Source organism: Rhizobium sp. BT03 (genome assembly GCF_030053155.1).
GTDB lineage: Bacteria > Pseudomonadota > Alphaproteobacteria > Rhizobiales > Rhizobiaceae > Rhizobium.
Window position 1 is genome coordinate 838,633 of sequence record NZ_CP125640.1, and the last position, 22,847, is coordinate 861,479.

General features: G+C 62.3%; 23 protein-coding genes. 7 read left to right on the forward strand and 16 right to left on the reverse strand.

The genetic code is table 11. From position 1 onward, the window contains the following. Window positions 1–33 precede the first annotated feature (33 nt). Window positions 34–825, forward strand: coding sequence for a phenylalanine 4-monooxygenase (locus tag QMO80_RS04140; RefSeq protein WP_283199004.1), 792 nt, complete (start codon window positions 34–36; stop codon window positions 823–825). Window positions 826–872: 47 nt separating this feature from the next. Here QMO80_RS04140 and QMO80_RS04145 read toward each other — a convergent pair whose 3' ends face one another. The 7 genes from QMO80_RS04145 to QMO80_RS04175 all read right to left on the reverse strand — a co-directional run bounded on the left by QMO80_RS04145 (window position 873) and on the right by QMO80_RS04175 (window position 5,496). Then, entirely contained in the window at window positions 873–1,877 is a 1,005-nt protein-coding gene (locus QMO80_RS04145) for a L,D-transpeptidase (RefSeq protein WP_283199005.1), read from the reverse strand. A gap of 77 nt (window positions 1,878–1,954) precedes the next feature. Then, window positions 1,955–2,839, reverse strand: coding sequence for a hypothetical protein (locus QMO80_RS04150; protein WP_283199006.1), 885 nt, complete (start codon window positions 2,837–2,839; stop codon window positions 1,955–1,957). Window positions 2,840–2,936: 97 nt separating this feature from the next. Continuing rightward, window positions 2,937–3,251, reverse strand: coding sequence for a hypothetical protein (locus tag QMO80_RS04155; protein ID WP_283199007.1), 315 nt, complete (start codon window positions 3,249–3,251; stop codon window positions 2,937–2,939). A 92-nt stretch (window positions 3,252–3,343) separates the two neighbouring features. Next, window positions 3,344–3,925 carry a BA14K family protein gene (locus QMO80_RS04160; protein ID WP_283199008.1) on the reverse strand — a complete coding sequence of 194 codons (582 nt, stop codon included), beginning with the start codon at window positions 3,923–3,925 and terminating at the stop codon, window positions 3,344–3,346. Next, the gene (locus QMO80_RS04165; RefSeq protein WP_283199009.1) at window positions 3,922–4,089 is read right to left on the reverse strand and encodes a hypothetical protein; all 168 of its coding nucleotides are present in this window, start codon (window positions 4,087–4,089) and stop codon (window positions 3,922–3,924) included. Before QMO80_RS04165 ends, QMO80_RS04160 begins: the two co-directional genes overlap by 4 nt. 46 nt (window positions 4,090–4,135) lie before the next feature. After that, window positions 4,136–4,987 (reverse strand): DUF1236 domain-containing protein, encoded by an 852-nt coding sequence (locus QMO80_RS04170; protein WP_283199010.1) that lies wholly within the window; start codon window positions 4,985–4,987, stop codon window positions 4,136–4,138. Window positions 4,988–5,097: 110 nt separating this feature from the next. Further along, the gene (locus tag QMO80_RS04175; RefSeq protein WP_049733177.1) at window positions 5,098–5,496 is read right to left on the reverse strand and encodes a DUF1236 domain-containing protein; all 399 of its coding nucleotides are present in this window, start codon (window positions 5,494–5,496) and stop codon (window positions 5,098–5,100) included. A gap of 200 nt (window positions 5,497–5,696) precedes the next feature. Between QMO80_RS04175 and QMO80_RS04180 the strand changes: the two genes are divergently transcribed. Further along, window positions 5,697–5,993, forward strand: a complete 297-nt coding sequence (locus tag QMO80_RS04180; protein ID WP_283199011.1) for a hypothetical protein — start codon at window positions 5,697–5,699, stop codon at window positions 5,991–5,993. Here the strand turns inward: QMO80_RS04180 and QMO80_RS04185 are convergent. From QMO80_RS04185 to QMO80_RS04195, 3 genes are all read right to left on the reverse strand, one after another. Further along, complete coding sequence (locus QMO80_RS04185) at window positions 5,982–8,747, reverse strand: EAL domain-containing protein (protein ID WP_283199012.1); 2,766 nt, start codon at window positions 8,745–8,747, stop codon at window positions 5,982–5,984. The two genes, QMO80_RS04180 and QMO80_RS04185, sit on opposite strands and share 12 nt — an antisense overlap. Beyond that, window positions 8,744–9,697 (reverse strand): FecR domain-containing protein, encoded by a 954-nt coding sequence (locus QMO80_RS04190; protein ID WP_071086208.1) that lies wholly within the window; start codon window positions 9,695–9,697, stop codon window positions 8,744–8,746. Before QMO80_RS04190 ends, QMO80_RS04185 begins: the two co-directional genes overlap by 4 nt. Before the next feature lie 116 nt (window positions 9,698–9,813). Further along, a complete protein-coding gene (locus QMO80_RS04195; protein ID WP_283199013.1) occupies window positions 9,814–10,665 on the reverse strand; it encodes a class I SAM-dependent methyltransferase in 852 nt (283 codons plus the stop codon). Window positions 10,666–10,826: 161 nt separating this feature from the next. On the opposite strand from QMO80_RS04195, the gene QMO80_RS04200 reads away from it, so the two are divergent. From QMO80_RS04200 to QMO80_RS04210, 3 genes are all read left to right on the forward strand, one after another. Next, on the forward strand, window positions 10,827–11,003 hold the full coding sequence (locus QMO80_RS04200; RefSeq protein ID WP_283199014.1) for a hypothetical protein: 177 nt from the start codon (window positions 10,827–10,829) through the stop codon (window positions 11,001–11,003). Between the two features lie 62 nt (window positions 11,004–11,065). After that, window positions 11,066–12,454, forward strand: a complete 1,389-nt coding sequence (locus QMO80_RS04205; protein WP_283199015.1) for a sensor histidine kinase — start codon at window positions 11,066–11,068, stop codon at window positions 12,452–12,454. A gap of 2 nt (window positions 12,455–12,456) precedes the next feature. After that, entirely contained in the window at window positions 12,457–13,080 is a 624-nt protein-coding gene (locus tag QMO80_RS04210; RefSeq protein WP_283199016.1) for a response regulator transcription factor, read from the forward strand. Window positions 13,081–13,105: 25 nt separating this feature from the next. Here QMO80_RS04210 and QMO80_RS04215 read toward each other — a convergent pair whose 3' ends face one another. Beyond that, window positions 13,106–13,618 (reverse strand): hypothetical protein, encoded by a 513-nt coding sequence (locus tag QMO80_RS04215; RefSeq protein ID WP_283200106.1) that lies wholly within the window; start codon window positions 13,616–13,618, stop codon window positions 13,106–13,108. Between the two features lie 309 nt (window positions 13,619–13,927). On the opposite strand from QMO80_RS04215, the gene QMO80_RS04220 reads away from it, so the two are divergent. Together QMO80_RS04220 and xth are read left to right on the forward strand one after the other, a co-directional pair. Then, the gene (locus tag QMO80_RS04220) at window positions 13,928–14,425 is read left to right on the forward strand and encodes a hypothetical protein (RefSeq protein WP_283199017.1); all 498 of its coding nucleotides are present in this window, start codon (window positions 13,928–13,930) and stop codon (window positions 14,423–14,425) included. A gap of 9 nt (window positions 14,426–14,434) precedes the next feature. Continuing rightward, window positions 14,435–15,226, forward strand: coding sequence for an exodeoxyribonuclease III (xth, locus tag QMO80_RS04225; protein ID WP_283199018.1), 792 nt, complete (start codon window positions 14,435–14,437; stop codon window positions 15,224–15,226). 12 nt (window positions 15,227–15,238) lie between these two features. On the opposite strand, the gene QMO80_RS04230 is transcribed toward xth, so the two are convergent. From QMO80_RS04230 to QMO80_RS04250, 5 genes are read right to left on the reverse strand one after another with little or no spacing between them, the layout of a single operon-like run. After that, window positions 15,239–17,323, reverse strand: a complete 2,085-nt coding sequence (locus QMO80_RS04230) for an FAD-binding protein (protein WP_283199019.1) — start codon at window positions 17,321–17,323, stop codon at window positions 15,239–15,241. A gap of 5 nt (window positions 17,324–17,328) precedes the next feature. Then, window positions 17,329–18,498 (reverse strand): Gfo/Idh/MocA family protein, encoded by a 1,170-nt coding sequence (locus tag QMO80_RS04235; protein ID WP_283199020.1) that lies wholly within the window; start codon window positions 18,496–18,498, stop codon window positions 17,329–17,331. Between the two features lie 11 nt (window positions 18,499–18,509). Then, window positions 18,510–20,165: a GMC family oxidoreductase gene (locus QMO80_RS04240; protein WP_283199021.1), complete on the reverse strand. Its 1,656-nt coding sequence runs from the start codon at window positions 20,163–20,165 to the stop codon at window positions 18,510–18,512. A 9-nt stretch (window positions 20,166–20,174) separates the two neighbouring features. Then, a complete protein-coding gene (locus QMO80_RS04245) occupies window positions 20,175–21,713 on the reverse strand; it encodes a GMC oxidoreductase (protein ID WP_283199022.1) in 1,539 nt (512 codons plus the stop codon). A gap of 16 nt (window positions 21,714–21,729) precedes the next feature. Further along, the gene (locus QMO80_RS04250; RefSeq protein WP_283199023.1) at window positions 21,730–22,845 is read right to left on the reverse strand and encodes an ABC transporter ATP-binding protein; all 1,116 of its coding nucleotides are present in this window, start codon (window positions 22,843–22,845) and stop codon (window positions 21,730–21,732) included. Window positions 22,846–22,847 lie beyond the last annotated feature (2 nt).

Sequence of the window (22,847 nt, forward strand, 5' to 3'; positions counted from 1 at the left end):
GGCAATATCGTCATGCTCCGGGAGGATCCGCCTATGACCAAGGAAAGCAGCTACACCGCGAAACTGCCCGGCCCGGACGGCCTCTATGACTACACAGCCGAGGAAGATGCGATCTGGGGCGAACTCTATCGGCGCCAGATGAAGATGCTGGCCGGTACCGCCTGCCAGGAATATCTCGACGGCGTCACACTGCTGGGCTTGAAGCCGGAGAAGGTGCCGCAGCTTCTCGACGTGAACAGACGCCTGAACGAGACCACCGGCTTCGGCGTCGAAGGCGTGCCGGCGCTCATTCCGCCCTCGCGCTTTTACGAGCTTCTGTCGCAAGGCAAATTCCCGCTGGCAACCTTCCTGCGCCGCCGCGAGCATATCGACTATATCGAGGAGCCGGATCTGTTTCACGAGGTCTTCGGTCACTGCCCGCTCTTGACCAACCAGAGCTATGCCAATTTCGTCCGGCATTTCGGCGAAACCGCCGTCCGCCTCGGCAAAGGTTATTCCTGGCATCTGTTCCGGATCTTCTGGTTCACCGTCGAATTCGGCCTGATCAACACGCCGCAGGGCCGCCGCTGCTTCGGTGCAGGCATCGTCTCGTCGCCTAGCGAAGCGAAGGCGGCAACGGAAGGCACGGCCTGCGAGTTTCGTCCCTTCGATCTCATGAGCGTCCTGAGAACGCCTTACCGCATCGATATTCTCCAGCCGATCTACTACGTCATCGACAGCTTCGCCGATCTGGAAGCGATCGTGGAGCAGGATATCGAGGCCGCGATCCTCAAGGCGAAATCGCTCGGTGATTTCGCGCCCGCTTTCGAAGCCAAGGCGTCGTAAACGCCGACGAGGCGAAACGAGAGTGGGAATTTACGACCTCCTCCCACTCACTTCTTCGGTGCGGCTGAACTTCGGTTGACGAAGTCGACCAGGACGCCCGGTTTGACCATGCCGGCCAGCTCTTCGGCGTCCCAGTTCGTCAGCCGCACGCAGCCATGCGAGCCGACCTTGTCGATGAGCTTTGGCTCCGGTGTCCCGTGTATGCCATAGGTCGGCTCGGTCAGATCGATCCAGACCGTGCCGACCGGGCCGTTCGGCCCTTTCGGGATGGTCAGGACCTTGTCGTTCTTTCCCTGCTTGAAGTTGCGCTTCGGGTCGTACCGATAGACCGGCATCCTGGCGACGCCCTTGACCTTGTGCTTGCCCGAGGGAGCTGGATTGTCTTCGCTTCCGATCGTCGCGGGATAGACGGCCAGCAGCGCTCCATCTTCGGCATAGGCCAGAACCTGCCCAGACTTCCTGTCAGCCTCGATCCTCTTGACCTTGCCCTCTCTCGGGGGACCGGCGTTCACCACCCACACCGTATCGCCTGGCGCAAACTGCGAAGCCGGGTTGAGCGCGTTGACGAGATCGATGCCCATGTGAAACCGCTCGGACAGCTTTTCCGCAACGCTGGTATAGCCCAAGCTCTGCATCTTGGCCTTCTCGCCATAATCCTCGGGGATGTTCTCGACGAGGCCCTTGGCATCGTCGGCCGAAACGACGTAGCTCTCGACGATCGGGGCATCGCCTTCCAAGCGGGAGACGACCTCCGCATCCGGCCTGCCATCGACGGGAAGGCCGTTCATCGCCTCGAAGCCGGCGACCGCCTTGGTGACGTTCTCGCCGGCGAGCCCGTCGATGACGCCAGGAGATGCGCCGGCCCGGTCGAGCAGGACCTGAAGGCGAACGATCGCCGGGTCCGGATCTTCGGACGAGCGCTTTTCTGCTTTGATTGATGCAATCGAAGCGGCGTTGATTGCATCGGGTTTGAGTTCCGCCGCGGCGGCATCGCCAACGGAGATGATCAGAGCGAGCAGCGACATCGGCAGGGCTGTTTTCATAGACGACAAATGGCCATTGCCGAAACTTGTTCCATCGAGCAACGATACTCGGACTTTAGGCTTAGTCGCTTCAGCCCCTCTCCAGATCACGGCACCTTCGCGCGCCTCCTGGCTTCGCGCGATCTTGCCGCGCGGCGCGCCGGCCTCAGTTCCTCGATCGTCGGCAGCCACCACTCGGCACCTTGAACGGGAGGGGTTTTCGCGGGCCATGTGCGGACAAGTTCTTCGAGTGTCGGCGCCCGCCAATATCCCCAGACGTGATCCTCGGTCATGCCGGGATAGAAATCCGCCACGGTATCCGGCTCGACCAGTTCGCCGGTGATCTCAGCAAAGACGACAATGCCATAGGAGACGGCGACCGGTCTTCCGATCGGCGGCAGATCGTCGCCGGGCAGCGGGTAGCGATGGCGCTTTCGTTCCGCCGAGCGCAGCTTGCTGCGCATCTCCTGTTCGGTCCCCTTTCGCTCCACGGCGCGGCGCTGTCTCTCCTCCGGCTCGTTTCGCCGCGCTGCCGCTTCGATAGCGGGCCATCTGTGTCTGAGGTCCTCATAGGATCGGAAGGGAACGTGCCATAGCTTGAGATCGCCGTCCCACCGGGAAAACGGCACTTCACGCAGTTCGTCGACAACGGTTTTCGAGTATGGCGTGCGGATCCGAAAGCCTGCCTTGCCGAGTTGAAGATAGGGACTGTCGATCGGCTCGAAGACGAAGGCGTCGCGTCCCTTCGCATCCGCATGGGCGTCGGCTTCGGCCTCCAGTTCGGCAAGCCATCTCCCGATGCGGCGGGGCGCCGTGCGGCCGGGAACGAACCAGGCCTTGCGGGCGTCGCTCCAGCGGGCACGAGGGAAACGCTTTCGGAACTGCTCGACAGTCATCCTGTCGTAAGGAAAGGAAACGTCGGCGCCCGGCTTGGGGTCGTCATCGCTGGACAACGCCTCGTCACGATCGGTCGGGGATTTCGTTTCGGTCATGGAAGAAGAACGCTTGCGCGAAGGGATCGGTTTCCAGTGGGTCGGGCCGAAGCGCTCAATTTGCACGCGGGCACGATAAGCCGCGGGCAATTCCCCGTCAGTGAATTGTCTTCAATTGCTGCTCCGCATGCGAAATATTATGCAGCGTCGCCATAAGCTTTTCGAATTCGTTCAAGACACGATTGAATTCGGCGTCGGGCATGCCGGTGATCTCAGCTATCGTCGAGGAAACCGAGGCAATGAGCCTGTCGATCCAGACGCAGCGGTCGGCCGGCACATGGCCGAGAACCTCCTGCCGATGTGTTTGCAGCTCGCGCAGAATGCGGACGATAAGGGCGCTCCGGTCCGCCCTGCTCAGCGACCGGAGCCTTGCCTGCGCCCTCTGGATTTCCGTTACCAGCGTCGTCGCCATTCCCCTGATCTCCGCCCTCAATACAACCGATATCACAACCGTAGCGTTTGCAACACGGACTTAGGTCCGACATCGGTTCGCCCCGGCGACGATCAATTGCTCGTCGCCACGATCACCGGCGCGTCGCAGCCGCGCCGCGGGCCGTCCCACGGCTGATATGTATTATCCTCAGGCCGATACGACCTGTAGCGAGCGGCACACCAGGCCGCCGCCTGTGCATTCACTTTCGTGCTCGCGCCGTCATCGGCGTCGGCGGCATCAGGCTGGTGCGGCGAAGAGCAGGCGCGGATCTCCCCGCTATAGGATCGATAGCTGTTGGTCGCAGGATCGAAGGAGCGGTAACGCTCAGCGCACCAGGCAAGGTGTTCGGCCGGAAATTTTGGTTGCGGCCTCAGGCGTTCGGTCGACGGGCCAGCGGGTTCCGGTTTCGCCCTTACCGTCATGACGGCCGGCGCCTCGGTGACATAACTGGAATAGACGGGCGCAATCCGTTCATATCGCTGCTGCCGAGGGTCGATTTTCATCGGCCCCGTCGTCCAGAGATCCGGCTCCGCAAGGACTTGCAAGGCATGGGCTTCGGTATCCGCCACGACGTGCGAAGTAACAGATGCGGCAGCTATGCAGGCACCCACCGAGCTGACGATGCCGAAGGCGACGGAGACGAGGCCGGTCATTGTCCCGCCTCCTGCTGTTGCGCCTGTGGAACCCAGACGCGGCCGGCCGTGCCGCCGTGCCGGCCGCCGGTGGCGACAAGCACGGCGAGGATACCGGCGATCGCCAGCAGAATGGCGACGAGCGGCAGGGCCAGACCAGCGGATTTCTGTTCGGAATAGATCATGTTCCTCTCCTCATCCCGGCGGCGCAAGGCCGCCGGGCGCCGGTTGCTATGCCGTGATGATGTAGACGATCGTGAATGCCGTGGGATCGACGATGACGATCCGGCCGTCGGCGAGGATGAAGAAACGATAGGCCTTGTATTGCGGAACGATCTCCACGATCCGCGGCGGCAGCGGCTCCAACCTGATCTTCTTCGGAATGGTGGTGCCAACCGAGACCGTGAAGTCCACGTCCCGCACCGGCTCGACATGAACCTCCTTTACGACAGTCCGGATTTCCGTCTGTTGCTCCACAGAGATGTTGACGTTGGTCGTGTTGTTCGTCTCGGTCTTGGTGGTGTTTTTGGTGTTGGCGTCGACCGAGGTATTGTTGTTCTCGACTTTCGTCTTGCTGTTCGACTGAGTTTCGGTCGAGCCGCCGGAAGATTTCGCGGCATCGCCTGATTTTTGGGTTTCGCCAGAACTGTTCGAGGTGCCGGTCGATGTCCCCTCCTGGCTGCCGGCAGGCTTCTGGCCTTCCGCCGCGGACTGCCCCGACTTCTGCGTCGTCGAGCTGTCCGAGCTTCCGGCCTGCGTCTTGGCGCCGGACTGAGTCTTGGCACCAGGCTCGGGCGCCGTCTGATTGGGGGATCCATCAGTGGTTCCCGAGGATGCACCCGACGAACTTCCATGAGAGCCCGAAGGCTGCTGCGTGCCCTGGCCGGTCGATGCGCCTGCGCCGCCCGAAGCAGCACCGCCCGCGTCCGGCTGCTGTGCCGCACCATCGCTGGACTGGCCGCTCTGCGCGGTCCCCTTTTTGGGAAGGATGGGCGCATCCTGCGCCGAGGCGGACATCATGCCGACCGGAGAAACGCCGATCGAGAGTGCCGTCATCAGAACGGCGAGTGTCTTGCTCTTCATAACAATCTCACTGATTTTGGCCGCACGACGACGCTGCCGTCCGTCGTGCGGCTGATGTAAATGACGATTTGTGAAGTAAGACGCGGCGGGGGGCCGCGTTGGGCATCAGGTCACTTGATGACCTGGATTACCTTGCGGGACGACGGCTCGACGATGACACGTTCATCGTTGACCACCGCGTAGGCATAGGTCGGATCATCCGGAATAGGCGTTACCACGACCGTTTCCGGCAGCGGCTGCCCGACGACAACCTTCTCCTTTACGACCACGCGCGCCGAAGGTGCCGGAGCCTCGCGGACATAGGTGACCACCTTTTGCGGCGGCGGATCGATCGCGGTGCCGACGACAGCGCCAGCAACACCGCCGACAGCAGCGCCGACCGGGCCGCCGACAATCGCGCCGGTGACTGCGCCGCCGGCCGCGCCATTGACGGTCGATGACTGGGCGAATGCGACGCCGGACATGAGGGTCGCAGCAGTTGCCGCAGAGACGATAAGCTTGGAGAGCATATTTTCCTCCTTCTGTTTTGAAGCGGCCTTGGTGACCGCTGCCAGACCAACCAGTTGGAGACGGGGTCGTTCCACGCCTCGGACCTCAGTCCGATCGATCCCGGTCTTTGGTCCGAGATCCATGTCAATGTCGGTTGCCGGCGCTACTTTCGGATCGAAAGGAACCGGTCGTACCCGGTATCGGCAGGAGACTGAAGGAGATGGCACGATCCAACCGCAAGGAGGCGGGGCGCAGGCGCCTGGCGATGCGTCTGCCTGAGATGCGGAAGCTGATCATGGAAGCGCGCGACCCGTGGCAACTCCAGCTCTTCGAAGCCTACCAGATGGCTGTCGAAGCGCGCGATGCCGTTCGCAAGCGGCACTTCGATCCGAAACGGGTGCAAGAATATGACGAGACCTGTTTCGAGATCGAAAAGCACGTCATCCGGGCGATCCACGAACCTTCCGACGGACCCGCGGCCTTCCAGCGCAAACCCGGCGAGCCGTCAGGCCGATAGACGCTTCCGGACATTCCATTTGGAAAGCATGCGACGAGCCTCGTCCGGCCTCCCGAAGAGATAGCCCTGCCCCGTCTCGCATCCGAGCCGTTGCAGCGCTTCGGCCTCCGTTTCGGTTTCGACGCCTTCGGCGACGACCTGCAGTTTCAAACCATGCGCCAGCGAAATAATCGCCCGCACGATCTCCAGCATGGTCGGATTTCCCCTCATTCGCCGGACGAAGGACTGGTCGATCTTGAGCTTGTCGAGAGGAAGATCGGCAAGGTAGCTCATCGAGGAGTAGCCGGTGCCGAAGTCGTCCAAGGCGATGACGATCCCTGTTTCGCGAAGCGCGCGCATCTTTGCGATCACGGCTCCGCCTTGGCCGAGGAAGGCCGACTCCGTCAGCTCGAGGCAGAGGCGGGAAGACGGAAGCCCGCTGTTTGACAAGGCCTCCCTCACATCGGCCTCGATGTCGGACTGCTCGAACTGAAGCGCCGAGACGTTGACGGCGACGCCGAGTTCCCCGGGCCAGGTGGCCGCTTCGGTGCAAGCTTCGAAGAGCGTCCAGCGGCCGATCTCGCAGATCAAGCCGGAGGATTCCGCAATCGGGATGAATTCGGCCGGAGATATCAAACCGAACTCGGGATGGTTCCATCGGATCAGCGCTTCCGCGCCCAACAGGCGCCCGCTTGCAAATTCGATCTGTGGCTGGAACAGCAGGAAGAACTGCCGGTCCCGGAGAGCATCACGCATGTCCCGCTCCAGCCGGCGCGACCGGGCCTGGCGAACGGCTGTGGAAGGATCGAAAGAAGACCATTGCCGGCCGGCCAGGGTCTTTGCAGCATCCAGCGCCGATTCGGCGGCGTTCAGGAGCGCGCCGGCGGCGGCATCTTCCGAGCTGGCTATTCCGACGTGGACCGAGATCGGCACAGCCGAACCGCGGAGCTGCAGAGGCTCCTCGAATAGGTCCAACAGACCCTCTGCAAAATCCTCGACCGCCTGTGCATCGACCGCCGGGGTGGCGATGCCGAAATGGTCGCGGTCCAGTCTTGCCAGCAAATTGCCGACGAATGCGTTGCCGAGTCTCACCGCCACGGCCTTCAGGAGTTCGTCGCCGACGTCGCGCCCAAGCGTCGCGCAAAGCGAGGAGAAACGTTCGATATCCAGCACCGAGACGAGGGTCCCGCCCTCAAGGGTTGCCAGACGGGAGGCGAATTCCCGGCGATTGAGCAGCCCGGTCAGGTCGTCCAGCTCTGACAGCGCCTTCAACCGCTCTTCATAATCATACCGCGCGGTGATGTCCCGTATGATCAGGCAACCGGCAAACCGCGACCGCGCCGAGGCCGGATGCGCATGCGGCTGTTCGATCGGCGAAATCGTGACGGATGCCTCGTAATGCGTGCCCTGCGAGCCTTTGTCGGAGAAGTCGACAAGGGCCGTGTGCACGTTGCCCGGTTCGCCATCGTGCTCCGCAACCAGCCTGCGCACGACATCGACGATGGCGGCGTCGGTGCTGGCGAGAAGGGAGGCGCCGATCTCGGCTCGCAGCACCGCCTTTGCGGATGCGCTCGCTTCGACGATCCTCAGATCGCTATCGAATGCAACGACACCGTCCGAACTGTCGGCGATGATCCGTCTCATCAGGCGCCTGGCGTTGCGAGCCTCGGTGTTGGCGATGGCGACCAGCATTCGACCGAGGTCGACACGTTCGTTCAGAGCGAGCATCCATGCGAGCAGCAGCATCAGCCACGGCACCGCCGTTCCGACAAGCATCCCGTAGCGCCACTGCAGCAGGAATGCGCCGATCTCGCCGATGACGACGATGGTCAGTCCGATTGCCATCATCTTGACAATCCCGGTTGAACGGCTGCGGATGACGCCGACGATCAGCAAGGCTGCAAACAAGAGCTCCAGCGGAGCCTGATCGAACAGCCGGAGGAAGCGCTTCTGAAGCAGCGTTTCCGCGGCGAGCACGTGAATGAGCGGGCCGGCAATCGCGCCGTAGACGGGAACGGCGAAAATGTCTTTCAGCTCGGCTGCGGATGCTCCCACCACGACCGAGCGGTTCTTGATCGCCTCGGCCGGCACGGTCCCGTTCAGCACGTCGGACAACGAGAATGTCGGGATGGTGTCGGGCCTGATCGAATAGTCCACAGCCAGGGAACCGGAACTGCCGTCGACCCTGCCCAGGGCTGCTGCTGCCGATTGGGTGGGGTTCCCGTCGAGCTGGCTTCCCAGATCGAAACGGCGGACGATCCCGTCCGCATCCAACGCGACATTGGCGAATGCGGGCCAGGCATTCTCAAGGAACTGCGGGATCGGCCTCGTCACCGCCGTTTCAGACGATGACGCCGTCTCCTGCTGCCGGAACACCGGCAGAAGAACCCCTCCTCCGGATCTCGCGAGCGCTGCTGTGAGAAGCTCGTCCTCTTCAGTGCTGGAGATTGTGCTGAAATCGACGTCGAGAAAGATATCCTTGACGCCTGAGGCAATCAGCTTGTCGAGCAGTGTCGCGTAGATGCTCCGTGGCCAGGGCCATGTCCCGACAGCGTCGAGGGAATGCTTGTCGATCGCAACGAAGACAATGTTGCCGGTGGCGGTGCGAGGCGCCCATTCGAAGCGCTTGGCGAAAAGATTGTTGTCGATCCCCTGCACGAAGCCGAGGCTGGCCGCGGGCAGCACCAGCATGACGGCGATCAGCACCAGCCGAACCGCGATCGTGCTGATGCCGTTGGAGAGATAATCCCCAGCCGCCTTGGCCCTACCCCTCACTTGTCCTTGCCTTTTCCGCCGGAATTGCCGTTACCGTTGCCGCCGCTGTTGTTGTCACCCTTGCCGCTGTTGCCGTTGCCGTGGCCGTTACCATTCCCATTGTTACCGCTGTCATCGGAATGGCCGTTGCCATTGCCGTTGTTGCCGTTTGCTCCGGAATTGCTGTTGCCGTTTCCGTTGCCACCGGAATTGCCGCTGTTGCCGTTACCGCTGCGGCTGGAATTGCCGTTGCTCTTGCCGTTGCTAGCGCTGTCATCCTCGCTCGCGCTGGAACTGGTGTTCTTGTTCGTCGCCGAAGAACTGCTCTTGGTCTCTGCGGTGGCACCGGCGAGTTTCGTGGTACCCACGGCCGGAATCTGGGCGACCGAGGCTGCAACCGAGGTGATCTCGGGCTTGGATAGCCGGCCCGCCACCGTCATACCGGCCTTTTTGTCGACGGTCGCACTCTGCCCCGGCGCCACGTTCGACCGCTGGCCGCTGGCGAAGGAGGTGACCTGGACCAGTCCGCGATCCACGGCGACCGATGCTTTCGCTCGATTGACCGTCACATGAAAGATCGTCCCTTTCACCACGGCGGCGAGGTAGGGCGTCTGTACCGTCGTATGCGGTTGGCTTCGCTTCTCGATTTCAAGGTCCAGCGAACCCACCTGCTGGAAGATCTGCGTTTTCATGGCAGCGGATTCGTTGTTGGAGATGGCGGCGAGCGTGTTTGGCTGGAAGGTAATGCTCTCCACACCCCGGCTAAGCTGAACGCGCCCTCGCGGGCCGGTGGAAACCCATGCCCGGTTGGGAACCACCTCGCCGGCGCGCAGGTCCTGCCAGTTCGTCCTGTCGACCGTAAATTTTACTTGATCTGTCGCCTTGACGACCCGCCAGTCATCGGCAGCAGCAAAGACGGCTGTCGGCAGCACGATCAATGCTGCGATCAGAATTCGAAATATTATCAACATCAATGCTATCCCTCGGCCTTGAGACGAGTGAAGCATGTTCCAATTAAGAATGATTATAAAACCGCATGACGATTGTAGGAATTGTATGATTAATACGCGGGCGCTCGGCCAAGGGACTACGAAACGCGGCCGGTGACGACCAAGGCGCTCATGCCGCCGCTGGGACAAGCTCCGTGCCGCGCTTCCATTCGCCCGGCCACCTCCTCGACGATCTCGGACATGCGCTCCGGCGCCCGCCATTCGATCTCCCCCCGCAGCGGCGTGCCCTGGCAGAAGGCCGCCGCAACGTCGTGCGCGGTGGCCGCGACGGCGGTCAATTGGAGCCGGTCGCAGGTAACGGACTCAAAACCCGCCGACGACATCTGCGCCTTGATCGGGCCTGGGTCGAAGTAAGAGTATGGCAAGCGCCTGAGAAAATCCGGCGGATCAGATGGGAAGAGCTCTGCCAGACATTCATCCACGCAGCTTGCGAAGTCGTTGGCCGCAAGTGAATCCCATGTCGAGAACAGAAAACGGCCTTTGCCGCGCAACACTCTTTGAGCCTCGCCATAAGCCTTCACCTTGTCGGGAAAGAACATGGCGCCGAACTGGCAGATGACCAGATCGAACATTTCGGGGGCGAAGGGAAGATTTTGCGCATCGGCGTGCATCCAGTGCGTCCGCGACATCGTCACCGAGGGTGCGCCGATGTCGATCATCGCCTGGCTGACGTCGGTGGCAACGATCTCCGTCGGCGGATCGAGCGTCGCGCGCAGGGCGCGTGTCAAAGCACCCGTCCCTGCGGCGAGTTCGAGAACGCTGCCCGGTTTCGACCGGTCGGCGACGATGGCCATCTCCGCCGCATAGGGCTCGAAGAGGATCGGCACCAGAAGGGCCTGGTAAAGCTCGGCGACGCCTTGATCGAATGGCGCGGGAGAAGTGGCAGATGAGGCGTGGTCGCCGCTTTCGATATCGGCAGAAATTGTCACTCACAAACCTCCACCCTTTCTTCCTCAGGCCTGAAATATGACTGAATCCGCCGATGTCCACGGGGTAAGACCTTGGTCCCTACCCTCCCCGACCGAAGTCCGCAGCGTGGAACGCGCACCGAACCGGCTCCGTTTCGAACGATACCGAAGGAGATCCTGATATGGCCTGGAATAACAGATCCCACGTCAATGACGCCTGCAACCTGTGCGTCATCGCCCTTGTCGCCATTCTCGCTGGTCTTCTCTACGTCTTCGGCGCAGCCATGTCAGGCGATACGCTGCAGTTGACCAAAAGCATCAGAGGGGCCGAAATCTTCGATACCAGGGATGTGCCCTGACGCTGTCTGGAAAAATTCTGAGGAAGCGATAGGTTAGTCGGCAGTCTCATACCGGTATCACAATGAATTGGCTTCGCCGCTGGAATGCCCGCTCACTCGCCTCCCAGTTCTTCATCGCGGGTGGGTTGATCTCGATTGCCGCCATGTTCCTGGTGGGCATTCTCGTCACCCACCTGATCGAGGAGGCGGTCATCCACAATTCCGGTGCTGCGACGGCGCTCTATGTCGACAGCGTTGTCGCACCGCTGCTTCCCGACATGCAAACGGCATCATTCCTCGACGAAGGCAGTGCTCAGGCTCTGGACGAGACGCTCGGTCAGGGGGCGCTCGGTAGGCGCCTTATTTCGTTCAAGCTCTGGCGAAGCGATGGCACCATCCTCTATTCGAACGAGAAGGAGATGGTAGGCAGGAGGTTTGCGGTCAGCGACAAGCTCCGGAAAGCCTTCGCGGGCTCTCTCGTCGCGCGCTACGAAATCGCCGACGATCCGGAAAGCGACAAGGAGCGTGCACTCGGCAAGCCACTCATGGAAATTTACAACCCCGTGCTCCAGCCATGGTCCGGCCAGGCGGTCGCCGTCATCGAATTCTACGAAACGGCGGAAGGATTAGCCGACAGTCTGGCCCATGCCAGGCTGCGGAGCTGGGCCGCAGTCGCCGCTTTGACGGCAATCTTTTTCCTTGTTCTCGCGGTCCTGGTTTTTCGGGTCAGCCGGACGATAGAGGCGCAGCGCAAGGATCTCAAAGAACGGGTCAGCGATCTGTCAGCGCTGCTGGCGGAAAACCGCGGGCTGCAGCGGCGGCTGCAGCGCGCCTCCCAGCGCGTGGCGGCGCTGAACGAAACCTATCTGCGCAGCATCGGCGCCGATCTGCACGACGGCCCGGCCCAGCACATCGCCTATGCCTCACTGCGGCTGGACAGCGATATGCTGATCAACGCGTCGACCCTGCCCGAAGCGCGGGAAAAGGAGCTCGCGTGGATACGCTCGAGCCTTGCCGAGGCGATGACCGAGATCCGCAATATCTGCAGCGGACTGGTCCTGCCGCAGATCGAGAAGTCCTCGATCAGCGAAATCGTGACCCGGGTGGTCGAAGCGCATCAGCACAAGACCGAAACCCGCGTCGAAACAATCATCGACGATGATGGCCCCGAACTCGCTCCTGCTGTAAAGATCTGCATTTATCGCTTCGTGCAGGAAGCCTTGAACAACGCCTATCGCCACGGCGGCGGTATTCAGCAGGCCGTAAGAGCGGTCTCGCACGATGGTCATGTTCATGTCGAGGTCAGCGACCGCGGCGACGGCTTCGACCCGACCGAGGTGAGGCCGACGAGCCTCGGCCTGGTGGGGCTTCGCGAACGTATCGACAGCCTGGGGGGATCCTTCGAGATCAAGACGGGCGAAGGAGGGACGACGGTGACCATGACCTTCGAGCCTATGGAAGCAGGAGACTAGAAATGACATCAATCACTATCGGCGTCGTGGACGACCATCCGCTTTTTCGCGAGGGCGTAACACGCAGCCTGTCGGAGATCAGCGACTTTGCCGTCGTTGGGGAAGGCGCCAGCAGCGACGACGCAGCGATGATCGCCGCGAACAACCGACCCGATGTCATGCTCCTCGATGTTTCGATGCCCGGCGGCGGACTGTCGGCGATCGGCGCCGTGCTGACGCGCAGCCCGACAACGAAAGTGCTGATGTTGACGGTATCCGAGGAGGTGGACACGCTGCTGACGGCCCTGCAACGGGGCGCAATGGGCTATGTTCTCAAAGGGGTCGGTTCGCGTGGTCTCGCCGAAGCCATCCAGACCGTGCTGAGTGGATCACGATATATCTCGCCGACGATGTCGACAAAGGTCATGGAGAATTCGCTGAATGGCGGCGCCTCCGACAAAAACAGTCTGACGCCGCGGGAACGCGAGGTGATGGATCTGGTCGCTCAAGGCTTGTCAAACAAACATATCGGCTTGCGTCTCAGCCTGCAGGAAAAGACGGTGAAGCATCATATGACACAGATTCTAAGCAAACTCGGCGTCTCGAACAGGACTGAAGCGGCGCTTCAATGGCGCGAGCAGCACTAATTACGCCGCTTTTCTCTTGCGGCTTTTAGCGAAGGTAGCGGCCTAACCGGCGGGCATCGTTTGCAGTCGCTTGCCGGCTTATGATCGTCCTGCCTTTTCCGTCCTTCATCACGTAGCGGCCGCGCCGCAAGGTTTCGGTAATGCCGTTCGCATGGCGGACGTCGATCGAGCCATCGGACGCTTCGGTCGCGCTTGCGCCCGATTCTTGTGAGGTCCCAGTGGCGGAAGACGAGGCAGAGGAAGAGGATCCGGAACTATTGCTGGAGCTTCCACCACCGCTGTTGCCCGAACCGCTATTCCCGTTGCCGCCACTATTGCCGTTGCCGCCACCGCTGCCGTTACCGCCGCCGTTGCCATTTCCTCCCCCGTTGCCGTTTCCATTGCCATTGCCGTTATTGCCGTCCTTTGCCTCGGCGCTTTCTACCGTCAGAACAGGGAGGGAGCCGTCGAGATCGAATGTGGCCGGCGATGCGGCAGCGACGAGGGCGATGGCCGCGCTGCCGCCCAATCTCAGAAAATCGCGTTTCGACAATGTCATGCCATAGCCTCGTCGTTCTTCGCCGTCTCTACGCAATATAGACGCGCGGCAATTTTCGCCGTTCCGGCGGGCAAAAGCAACCGGACCTAGGTACTAGATCAGGCAGGACTTTGGTCCTGCCCGCCGGATTGCCGAGACCATGAACGTGGAATAGTTCGAAGGATTATCGCCAGCGCTGGATTGCGCAGCGAGCCATTCGCGATGTTCGCCTCCTCGTCAATAGCTGGCCGCATAAGGAGGATGCATTTTTCGGGAACTTCTTTCCTTGTCGCCGATTTTGATTGTCGAAGAGCAACAGAGGAAACCGCGATGGCAAACCCGAACGAATCCCCCGCAGTCCAGTCCCTGCGAAAAGAACAGGCAGAGCAGCAAAGGAAGGCCCGAAAGGGTGAGCTCGACAGGGGTATCGAGGGCACCTTCCCGGCCTCCGACCCAGTGTCGGCCACCCATACCTCGATTCCTGCCGGCCGCAGCGACGTCGAGGCGGCTGAGCGCGTGAAGCGGGAGCCCGATCCCACCAGGCTCGACGAAGCGTTTCCGCTCGTCGACCAAGCCCTGCGCCCGACCGGCGAAACCGGCGGCTCCTCCGAAGGCTTGGATGCCGATCGCGGAGGAAGGCGCGCACTTCAGAAAGAAGCAGGCCGCGTGGCGGAAACCGCTTCGGAACTCGCTTCCGGAACGGCCCGCCTGGCGAAGGCGGAAGCGCGCAGCTTTGTCCAGGACGTCGAAGATCGGATACGCCGGCAGCCGCTGACGGCGGTCGCGATCGTCGCCGGCATCGCCTTCGTCTTTGGAGCGACGCGTTGAGCAGCCAGCGTGAAGATCGCAACCTACAACGTCAACGGGATCAATGGACGGCTGGCCATCCTTTTGCGCTGGCTGAAGGAGGACGCGCCTGATGTGGTCTGCCTCCAGGAACTGAAGACAGACGACGCCAGCTTTCCGCTAGAGGAGATCGAGCGATCCGGCTACGGCGCCGTCTGGCACGGGCAGAGATCCTGGAACGGCGTCGCCATCCTGGCAAAGGGCAAAACACCAATCCTGACGCGGCGCGGTCTTCCCGGCGATCCCGATGACACCCACAGCCGCTATATCGAAGCCGTTATCGACGGCATCGTGATCGGATGCCTGTATCTGCCGAATGGCAATCCGTTCCCGGGCGCGAAGTTCGACTATAAGCTCCGCTGGTTCCGTCGCCTGCAAGAATACGCAGCTGAACTCCTCGAACTCGAAGTGCCGGCAATCCTGGCCGGCGACTTTAACGTCATGCCGGCGGAGATCGACGTCTACAAGCCGGAACGCTGGCGCGACGACGCGCTTTTCAGGCCGGAAGTGCGCAAGGCCTATGCCCATCTCGTCGCCCAGGGCTGGACCGACGCCGTCAGGCATCTGCATCCGCAGGAGCGCATCTACACCTTCTGGAAATACTGGCGCAACAGCTTCGAGCGCGACGCGGGGCTGCGGATCGACCACTTCCTGCTCAGCCCGGCCGTCGCGCCATGGCTTCGATCGGCGACAGTCCGGAGAAAACCGCGAGGCTGGGAGCATACGAGCGACCACGCACCCGTCATGATCGAACTCGACGCTCCCGGCGCGGAAGACGGGTGAGCCAAGGAGGTCTTATTCGCCCGTTCCAAGATCGTAGATGCGGCCTGTCAGCCAGGCCGGCCAATCCCGCTCGAAGAAGGATCTGGCGGTTTCGTCCAAAGCGCGGTTGGCACGTTTGGAAAGCCTGATCTCATCGCCATCGAGCCGAGCGACGATCTGCTCGCCCCGGTCCTCTTCGCGTTCCGTTCGGAAACGAAATTCCTCCAGCGGGCCTGTACGCGCATGCGGAAGGGATTCGCCCTCAGGATCGCATATCGCGCGTGCTCCGCGGCTGCCGCCACCATTGCGGATGAAGAAATCGAGCGCGCTAAGCACCGCTTCCGAGGCCAACGCCATGTGCCGCCATTGCACGCCTCGGACCGCCTCGGCGGCGCGGCCGTAGGCGACGCCGCCAGCGCGAATGTCGGCATTCAGCTTGCGCGCCTCGATCAAGGCCTGGGCAACGCTCTCCCGATCGCAGATGATGCCGGCTTTCTCACTCATGCGCGCCTGCACGCCCGAGCGGATCGATTTGACGGTGAGCGGGCTCTCGGCCCGAAGAGCGGCCAGGAGCTCGGCGATGCCCGCCTCTGCGATAGCTGACATATCGCCCGTAGCCGCCCGCTTCGCCCTGCCGCTTGCACTGATATGCTCGGCCGCCCGGGTGCCGAAGACCTGCCCGGCATTGAGCGCTGCGCCACCCGGCCTCGTCACCCCATGCGTGCCTGCCGCTTCGCCGACCGCGTAACAGCCGGCAAGATTGCTGCGGCCCCAGGTGTCGACCATGATGCCGCCATTCATGTGCTGGTTGTTGACGGCGAATTCCAGCGGGTCGGCGGCGATGTCGATCTTGTAGCGGCGGTAGAGCTCGATCGCGAGCGGGTTCATCTGCTTCAACCGGTCGATCGGCATCTCCTGGCCGGCGCCGGCCTTGCCGAGATAGAGGCGAACGTCTTCATCCAGCCTCTCCAGGCTGAACGGCTGGTCGCCCGGCACCGGCAGCGGATTGCGATTGAAGTCCATGAAGACACGCCGCCCGGCGGCGGTTTCGCTCGATATGGCGAGATCCACCAGGCTCGAACCGAAATCCAGCATGCGCGTCGCATGAAACGGCCATTGATAGCCCTTGCGGAAGACGTTCGACACCAATTCCTGCGTCGTGCGGTAATATTGCGCCAGGAAGTGATGTTCGACGCCGTCGGCATCGACCGAGTAGATATGCGGGATTGCCTGGACGTAAGTGCCCGACAGATTCCACGGGAAGCCTTCCCGGCGCGTTCCGATGCCGAACTGGCTTTCGGTCAGGTTGACGAGTTCGACGCCAGCCTCCAGCGCCAATCCGAGCGAGCCGAAGCAGCCGTTGGGATAGACGCTGTCGCGGTAAAGCTCGCCCGGCCCGCCGGCCGCGAGCACGATCACATCGCTGACGAAGACGACGATGCCCAGCGGGTTCGCCTCCGCGCGGTCGCCGGCACGCATGACGAGCATCCCGACAACACGGCGGCCGGCTCCCTCGCCCTCGGTCAGGATTTTGACCGCGGTGGTCTGGTTGTAGAAGGGCACGGCCAGCCGGATCGCCTCCTCGGCCAGCACCTTGACCATCAGGCGCGAGGTGCGCGGGCCGCAGCTGGTGGCGCGGCCGACCTCGTCATGATCGGTCTGATATCTGAGCGTTCCCCCGAGCGGATCCTGCGGCAGCGGCAGGCCGAGGAACTGCAGCGACGCCATCATCCGCGACGAGCCGACGGCCTCGGCATAGGCCGTGTCCTCGTCCATGGCGCCGCCGCTGCGGATGGCGCGGGCCATCGCCTTGTAATTGTCGCCCTGATCGGCCGTATTGGCGGTGTGCAGGGTCTGCTTATCGGATCCAGAGCAGGCCGAGGTTCCGCCCCATGCGCTTTGGCTGATGATGACGACGTCGTCGCCGCGTCGCTTCATTTCCACGGCCGCACGCAGACCTGCGGCACCCGATCCGACGACGACGCAGCCGGCCCGATAGACCGGAACCTCGACGCCGGCGCACCGGATCGCTTCCGATGAGGCGACCTCGGGCGGAAGCTTGGGCATGTCGACATCGGTCAGTGCGTCGAGAATTTCCTGCGAAACAACTGTGGTCATTGACGTCAGCCCAGCGGGATGTCGACCCAGCGCTTCTGCCGGGAGGACTCCATGCACGCGTCGACGATCTGGCAGATGTGATGACCGGTATCAAATGTCGGCCACATCGGCCTGTTTGCGACGATCGAGCGGATCACCTCGGCCACCTCGATGATCTTGCTTTCATTGTAACCTATGCCGAAATTCGGCAGCGGAAGGAAAGCGCGGAAAGTGGGATTCTCAGGGCCGACATCGATCTCCCGGAAGCCGCGCCGCCCCGTGCGGTCGTCGTTGGAGTAGAAGCGCAGCCGGTTTATCTCATCATAGGTATAGGCGATGCTGCCTTTGGTTCCGTAGATTTCGTAGGTCTGCATGAATTTGCGGCCGGTCGCGACACGGCTGAAATCGACGACGCCGCCGGCGCCGTTGGCAAACCGGCACAACAGGTTCGTCGCGTCTGGGTTGGTGATATCGGCCCAGGATTCGTCGCCTGTCAGCTTCACCTGCTCGCCATAGGCAAGACCCTCGACGACGGGCCGGCGCGGCGTGACGATGAGATTGTCGGCGATCAGGGAACTGACGCGACCGACCAGGAAATCCATGAAGCTGAAGATATGCGAACCGGTATCGCCGACGATCCCGGTCGGCGCCAGCTTGCCGTCGGCGCGCCACATGAAGGGCGCTGTCGGATCGCCGTACATGTCGACGTGCTGGCAGCCGCGAAACAGCTTGATCTGACCGATCTCGCCTGAATCGATGATGTCCTTCGCCAGGTCATGGACGGGGTTTCGCGGAAAGGCGTGTCCGACACGGGTGATGACACCCTTTTCCCTCGCAATCTCGGCCAGTTCCCGCGCTTCGTCGGCAGTGTTGGCCAGCGGCTTCTCGCAATAGACATGCTTGCCGGCCAACAGAGCCGCCTTGGCGACCGGGTAATGAAGATGGTCGGGCAGGCAGATATCGATGAGATCGACGTCGGGATCGGCAACCGCCAGCTTCCAATCCTGGTAGATCCTGGCGCCCGGCGCCCTGTTGCCGATATCCTGCGCTACCTCAGGGTTGCTGTCGACCAGCGCCACGATCCGCGCCGTCCCATCCGACACGCCGAAGAAATGCGGAAAGGTCTGGTAGGCCATCGTGTGGACCTTGCCCATCCAGCCCGAGGCGCCAAGCACTGCAACTCTCACTTCAGACATCGTCGTTCTCCTTAGCGGATTTCTGCGCGGGCTCGCGGCCGGGTATCGTTGCGCTCATAGGCGAAGATCACCGACGGCAGCGCAGGCAGCCCACGAATAAGGTCCGCCCCCTTTTCGCCGACCATGATCGTCGGCGCGTTGGTATTGCAGGACGGCACGCGCGGCATGACGGAGGAATCGCAAACCCGAAGGCCTTCGAGGCCATGGACCTTGAGATCCAGCCCGACAACCGCGTCCGGCCCCGTTCCCATCTTGCAGGTGCCCACAGGATGGTGATCGGTCTTGGCGTTGGCGCAGCCATAATCGAACAGCTGCTCGTCGGTCGTGACCTTCGGGCCGGGAAGCCTTTCGGCCATGACATAGGGCTTCAGCGCCGCCTGCTGCATGATTTCGCGCGCGAGCTTGAGCCCCTCCAGCGACATCTGCCTGTCGTGCGGATCGGACCAGTAGTTGGGATCGATCAGGGGTGCGGCAGCCGGATCGGACGACGACAGCCGCACCGTCCCGCGCGAGCGCGGATGCAAATAGGCGGAGTTGAGCGTCACGCCCGCATTCTTCAGCCGCTCGACGCCGGCTTCGATGCCGGATCCCAGGCCGAGATGGAACTGGATATCGGGAGAGCGCGCTTCGGGATCGGCATACCAGAAACCGCCGGTCTCGAAGAGCGACGAGGCGACCGGGCCGGTGCGAAAGAGGACATATTGAATGCCGGCCCAAAGCGTGCGGTGAAGCTTCGCGACGCCGTCATAGGTGTGATCGCCGGTGCATTCGGCGATGACGAAAAGATCCAGGTGATCCTGAAGATTGCCGCCGACACCCGGCAGATCGTGGTGCACCTTGACGCCCACCGCGCTGAGATGATCGGCCGGCCCGATGCCGGACTGCAGAAGAAGCTTCGGCGATCCGATCGCGCCTGAAGAAATCAGCACCTCGCGTTCGGCGCGGACGATCTCCAAGCCGCGCGCGGTGGCAATCTCGACGCCGACAGCGCGGCTTGCCTCGACGATGATCCGTGCGACACGCGCGCCCGTCCGGACCGTGAGGTTCTTCCGGTCCTTGATCGGCGAGAGATAGGCGAGCGATGCCGAGGACCGGCGGCGGTTGCGCTGTGTCAGCTGGTAAAACCCGACCCCGGCCTGCTGGCGGCCGTTGAAGTCATGATTATAGGGAATGCCGAGCTCCTGCCCTGCACGGATATAGGCGTCGCAGATCGGCAGCGCTGCCGCCGGCATCGAAACACCCAGCGGGCCGCCATAGGCGTGGTAGTCGTCGGCGAAGCGCTGATTGTCTTCCGCGCGTTTGAAATAGGGAAGGATCGAACGATAGTCCCAGCCCTCGCAGCCGTCTTCATTGGCCCAAAGGTCATAATCGGCCGCGTTTCCACGGGTGTAGAGCTGCGCATTGATCGACGAACCGCCGCCGATGACCTTCGCCTGGGTATAACGAAGCACCCTGCCCTTCATGTGCTTCTGGGGAACGGTCTGCCATCCCCAGCTGGCCACGCCCTTGGTCATCTTGGCAAAACCCGCCGGCATGTGGAAAAGCGGATTCCAATCGCCTCCGCCTGCTTCGAGCAGGAGGACGCGGATGCCGGGATCTTCGCTCAGCCGGTTTGCAAGGACGCATCCCGCGGGACCGGCGCCTGTGATGATATAATCGAAGCCCATTTTACCGTCCTATTTGTGCCCGACACGCGCCAATGGATCTGATTTTGCCTGCAAGTCCTTCGACGCGATGTGGTCGGCAACTCTGAGCGCCTGGCTGGCGACGGTGAGCGCGGGGTTCACCGCGGCCGATGTCGGCAGGAAACCGGCGTCGACGACGAAGAGGTTCTCGTGATCATAGGACCGGCAATAGGGATCGAGCGGCGCCGTCGCAGGGTCGTTGCCGATGCGGACCGTTCCGCACTGATGGGAGGGCGTGCGCTTGTCGAAGGGCCGCGACAGCACGAGCGGAAACCCGATCGACTTCAGGATCACCTTCAGCCTGGCGACAAGCGCTAGATGCGCGTCCCAATTGGTTCGCTGCCATTGCAGAATGATCCGATCTCCATCGACCGTGACGCGGCTTTCCGGATTGGGAACGTCCTCGCTCATCGCATAGAAATCGATGGCATGGTTGGTGATGAGCCGCAGCAGCCATTCCGGCGCCTGCGGCAAGGAGCCCTTGAGAACCTTCTCGGAGATGCGGCCGAGGAGCTGCACGTTGCCGAGCGGCGGTCCTCCCTCCCCGTCCGAGAGATAGAAGTCGTTGAAGGCAAAGGTCTTCTGGTAGACGGAAGTATTGCGGAACCGCGGCGAGACGCCGATGACGGCGGAGGCATTGTGGTTCATGAAGTTGCGGCCCACCTGGTCGGAGGAGTTCGCCAGGCCATTGGGGAAACGGTCGTTTTTCGAACGCAGCAGCAGCACCGATGACTGGACGGCGCCGGCCGAAAGGATGACCATCTCAGGCGAGACGGTCAGGGTCTCGCCGTCCTTGATATAGGTGACCCGGTCGATCCGGCTGCCGGCTCCCGTGTCGAGCCGCGTGACGCGCGCATTGGTTTCGAGCCGAACATTCTCGTGCTTCAGCGCCACAGCAAGGGCTGCGGTCTCGGCGTCCATCTTGCCGTCCCTTGCATTCGGATGGGCGTCCCAGGGCGTGTGTGCCTTGGAGAGCCAGGCGTCAAGATCGAGGCCGAGCGGCAGCGAAAACGGATGCAGGCCGTTCGCCTTGAGGCGCGCCCTGACATCGGCGATCGGCGCCTCGTCGGGCACCGGCGGGAATTCGTAAGCAGTCGAGTGATACGGTTCGGTCGGATCGTCGCCGAGACTGCCGCGGACCTGATATATGAGTTCCGCCTTCGAGTACCAGGGCTCCAACTCCTCATAAGGAAAGGGCCAGGCCGGCGACACGCCTTCGCGGTGTTCGATGATGCCGAAATCTTCTTTGCGATAGCGCGACAAGACGGCGCCGTAGAATTTCGAATTGCCGCCGACATTGTAATAGTTGCCGGGATTGAAGCCCTTGCCGTTCGCCTCGTACCAGACTTCCCTAGGGCGGAAATGCCCTCGCTGGAAAATGGCGCGCTGGTCGCGATTGACCGGAAGATCGGCGATGTGATCGCCGGCTTCGAGGATCAATATCTCAGCGCCGGTCGCGGCCAGGCCGGCGGCGACCGTCGCGCCGCCGATGCCTGAGCCGATGATGACGATGTCTGGTGAACTGTTCATTCCTAGCACCTGACCATCACGCGATCCGCATCTGGCTGTCTGGATCGAAGAACACGGCCTTGTCGAGATTGAAGGCAAGGCGGGTGGTCTGGCCTGGAGCGATGCCGGCATCGGCGCGCAGGCGGGCGACGACGGATTTGCCGCCGAGCTTGGTGACGGCGAAGGTGTCGGAGCCGGCCGGTTCGACCACCTCGATCAGGCAATCGTCCTCGGTCAGCGAACGCGCCTTGCGGTCGGCGCCATCAGGATCGGTCAGCGCCTCCGGGCGGATGCCGAAGATCACCTGCTTGCCGGCATAGGAGGAGAGGCCGTTGGCGCCTGAGGCGACCGGCAGTCTGAGCGGCGCGCCGTTCGGCCGTTCGAGCGCGACGGCAAGCCCACTGGTGCCGGTCTCGACGGTGGCGTTGAGCAGGTTCATCGCCGGCGATCCCATGAAGTCGGCGACGAAGAGATTGGCCGGGCTGTTATAGATCTCGGCCGGCGTGCCGAACTGCTGCAGCACCCCGTCCTTCAGCACCGCGATCTTGGTCGCCAGCGTCATCGCCTCGATCTGGTCATGGGTGACATAGACGAAGGTGGTGCCCATGCGCTGATGCAGCCGCTTGATCTCGGTGCGCATGTCGACGCGCAGCTTGGCGTCGAGATTGGAAAGCGGCTCGTCGAACAGGAAGACCTGCGGATTGCGCACCAAAGCCCGGCCCATGGCGACGCGCTGGCGCTGGCCGCCGGACAACTGGCTCGGCTTGCGGTCGAGCAGATGGCCGATCTGCAGCATGTCGGAGACCTGCTTGATCGCCTTGGCCCGCTCCTCCTTCGGCACGCCGCGGATCTCCATGCCGAAGGCGATATTGCCCGCCACCGTCATATTCGGATAGAGCGCATAGGACTGGAACACCATGGCGATATCGCGCTTGGACGGATGCAGGCCGTTGATGGCGCGCCCGTCGATCCTGATATCGCCTGACGTGATCGTCTCCAGCCCGGCAATGGTGTTGAGCAGGGTTGACTTGCCGCAGCCGGAGGGGCCGACCAGCACGAGAAAGCCGCCCTTTTCCAGTTCGAGGTCGATGCCCTTGAGAATGTCGACGGCGCCGAAGCGCTTTCTGAGACCGGAGATTTCCAGGAAGGCCATGA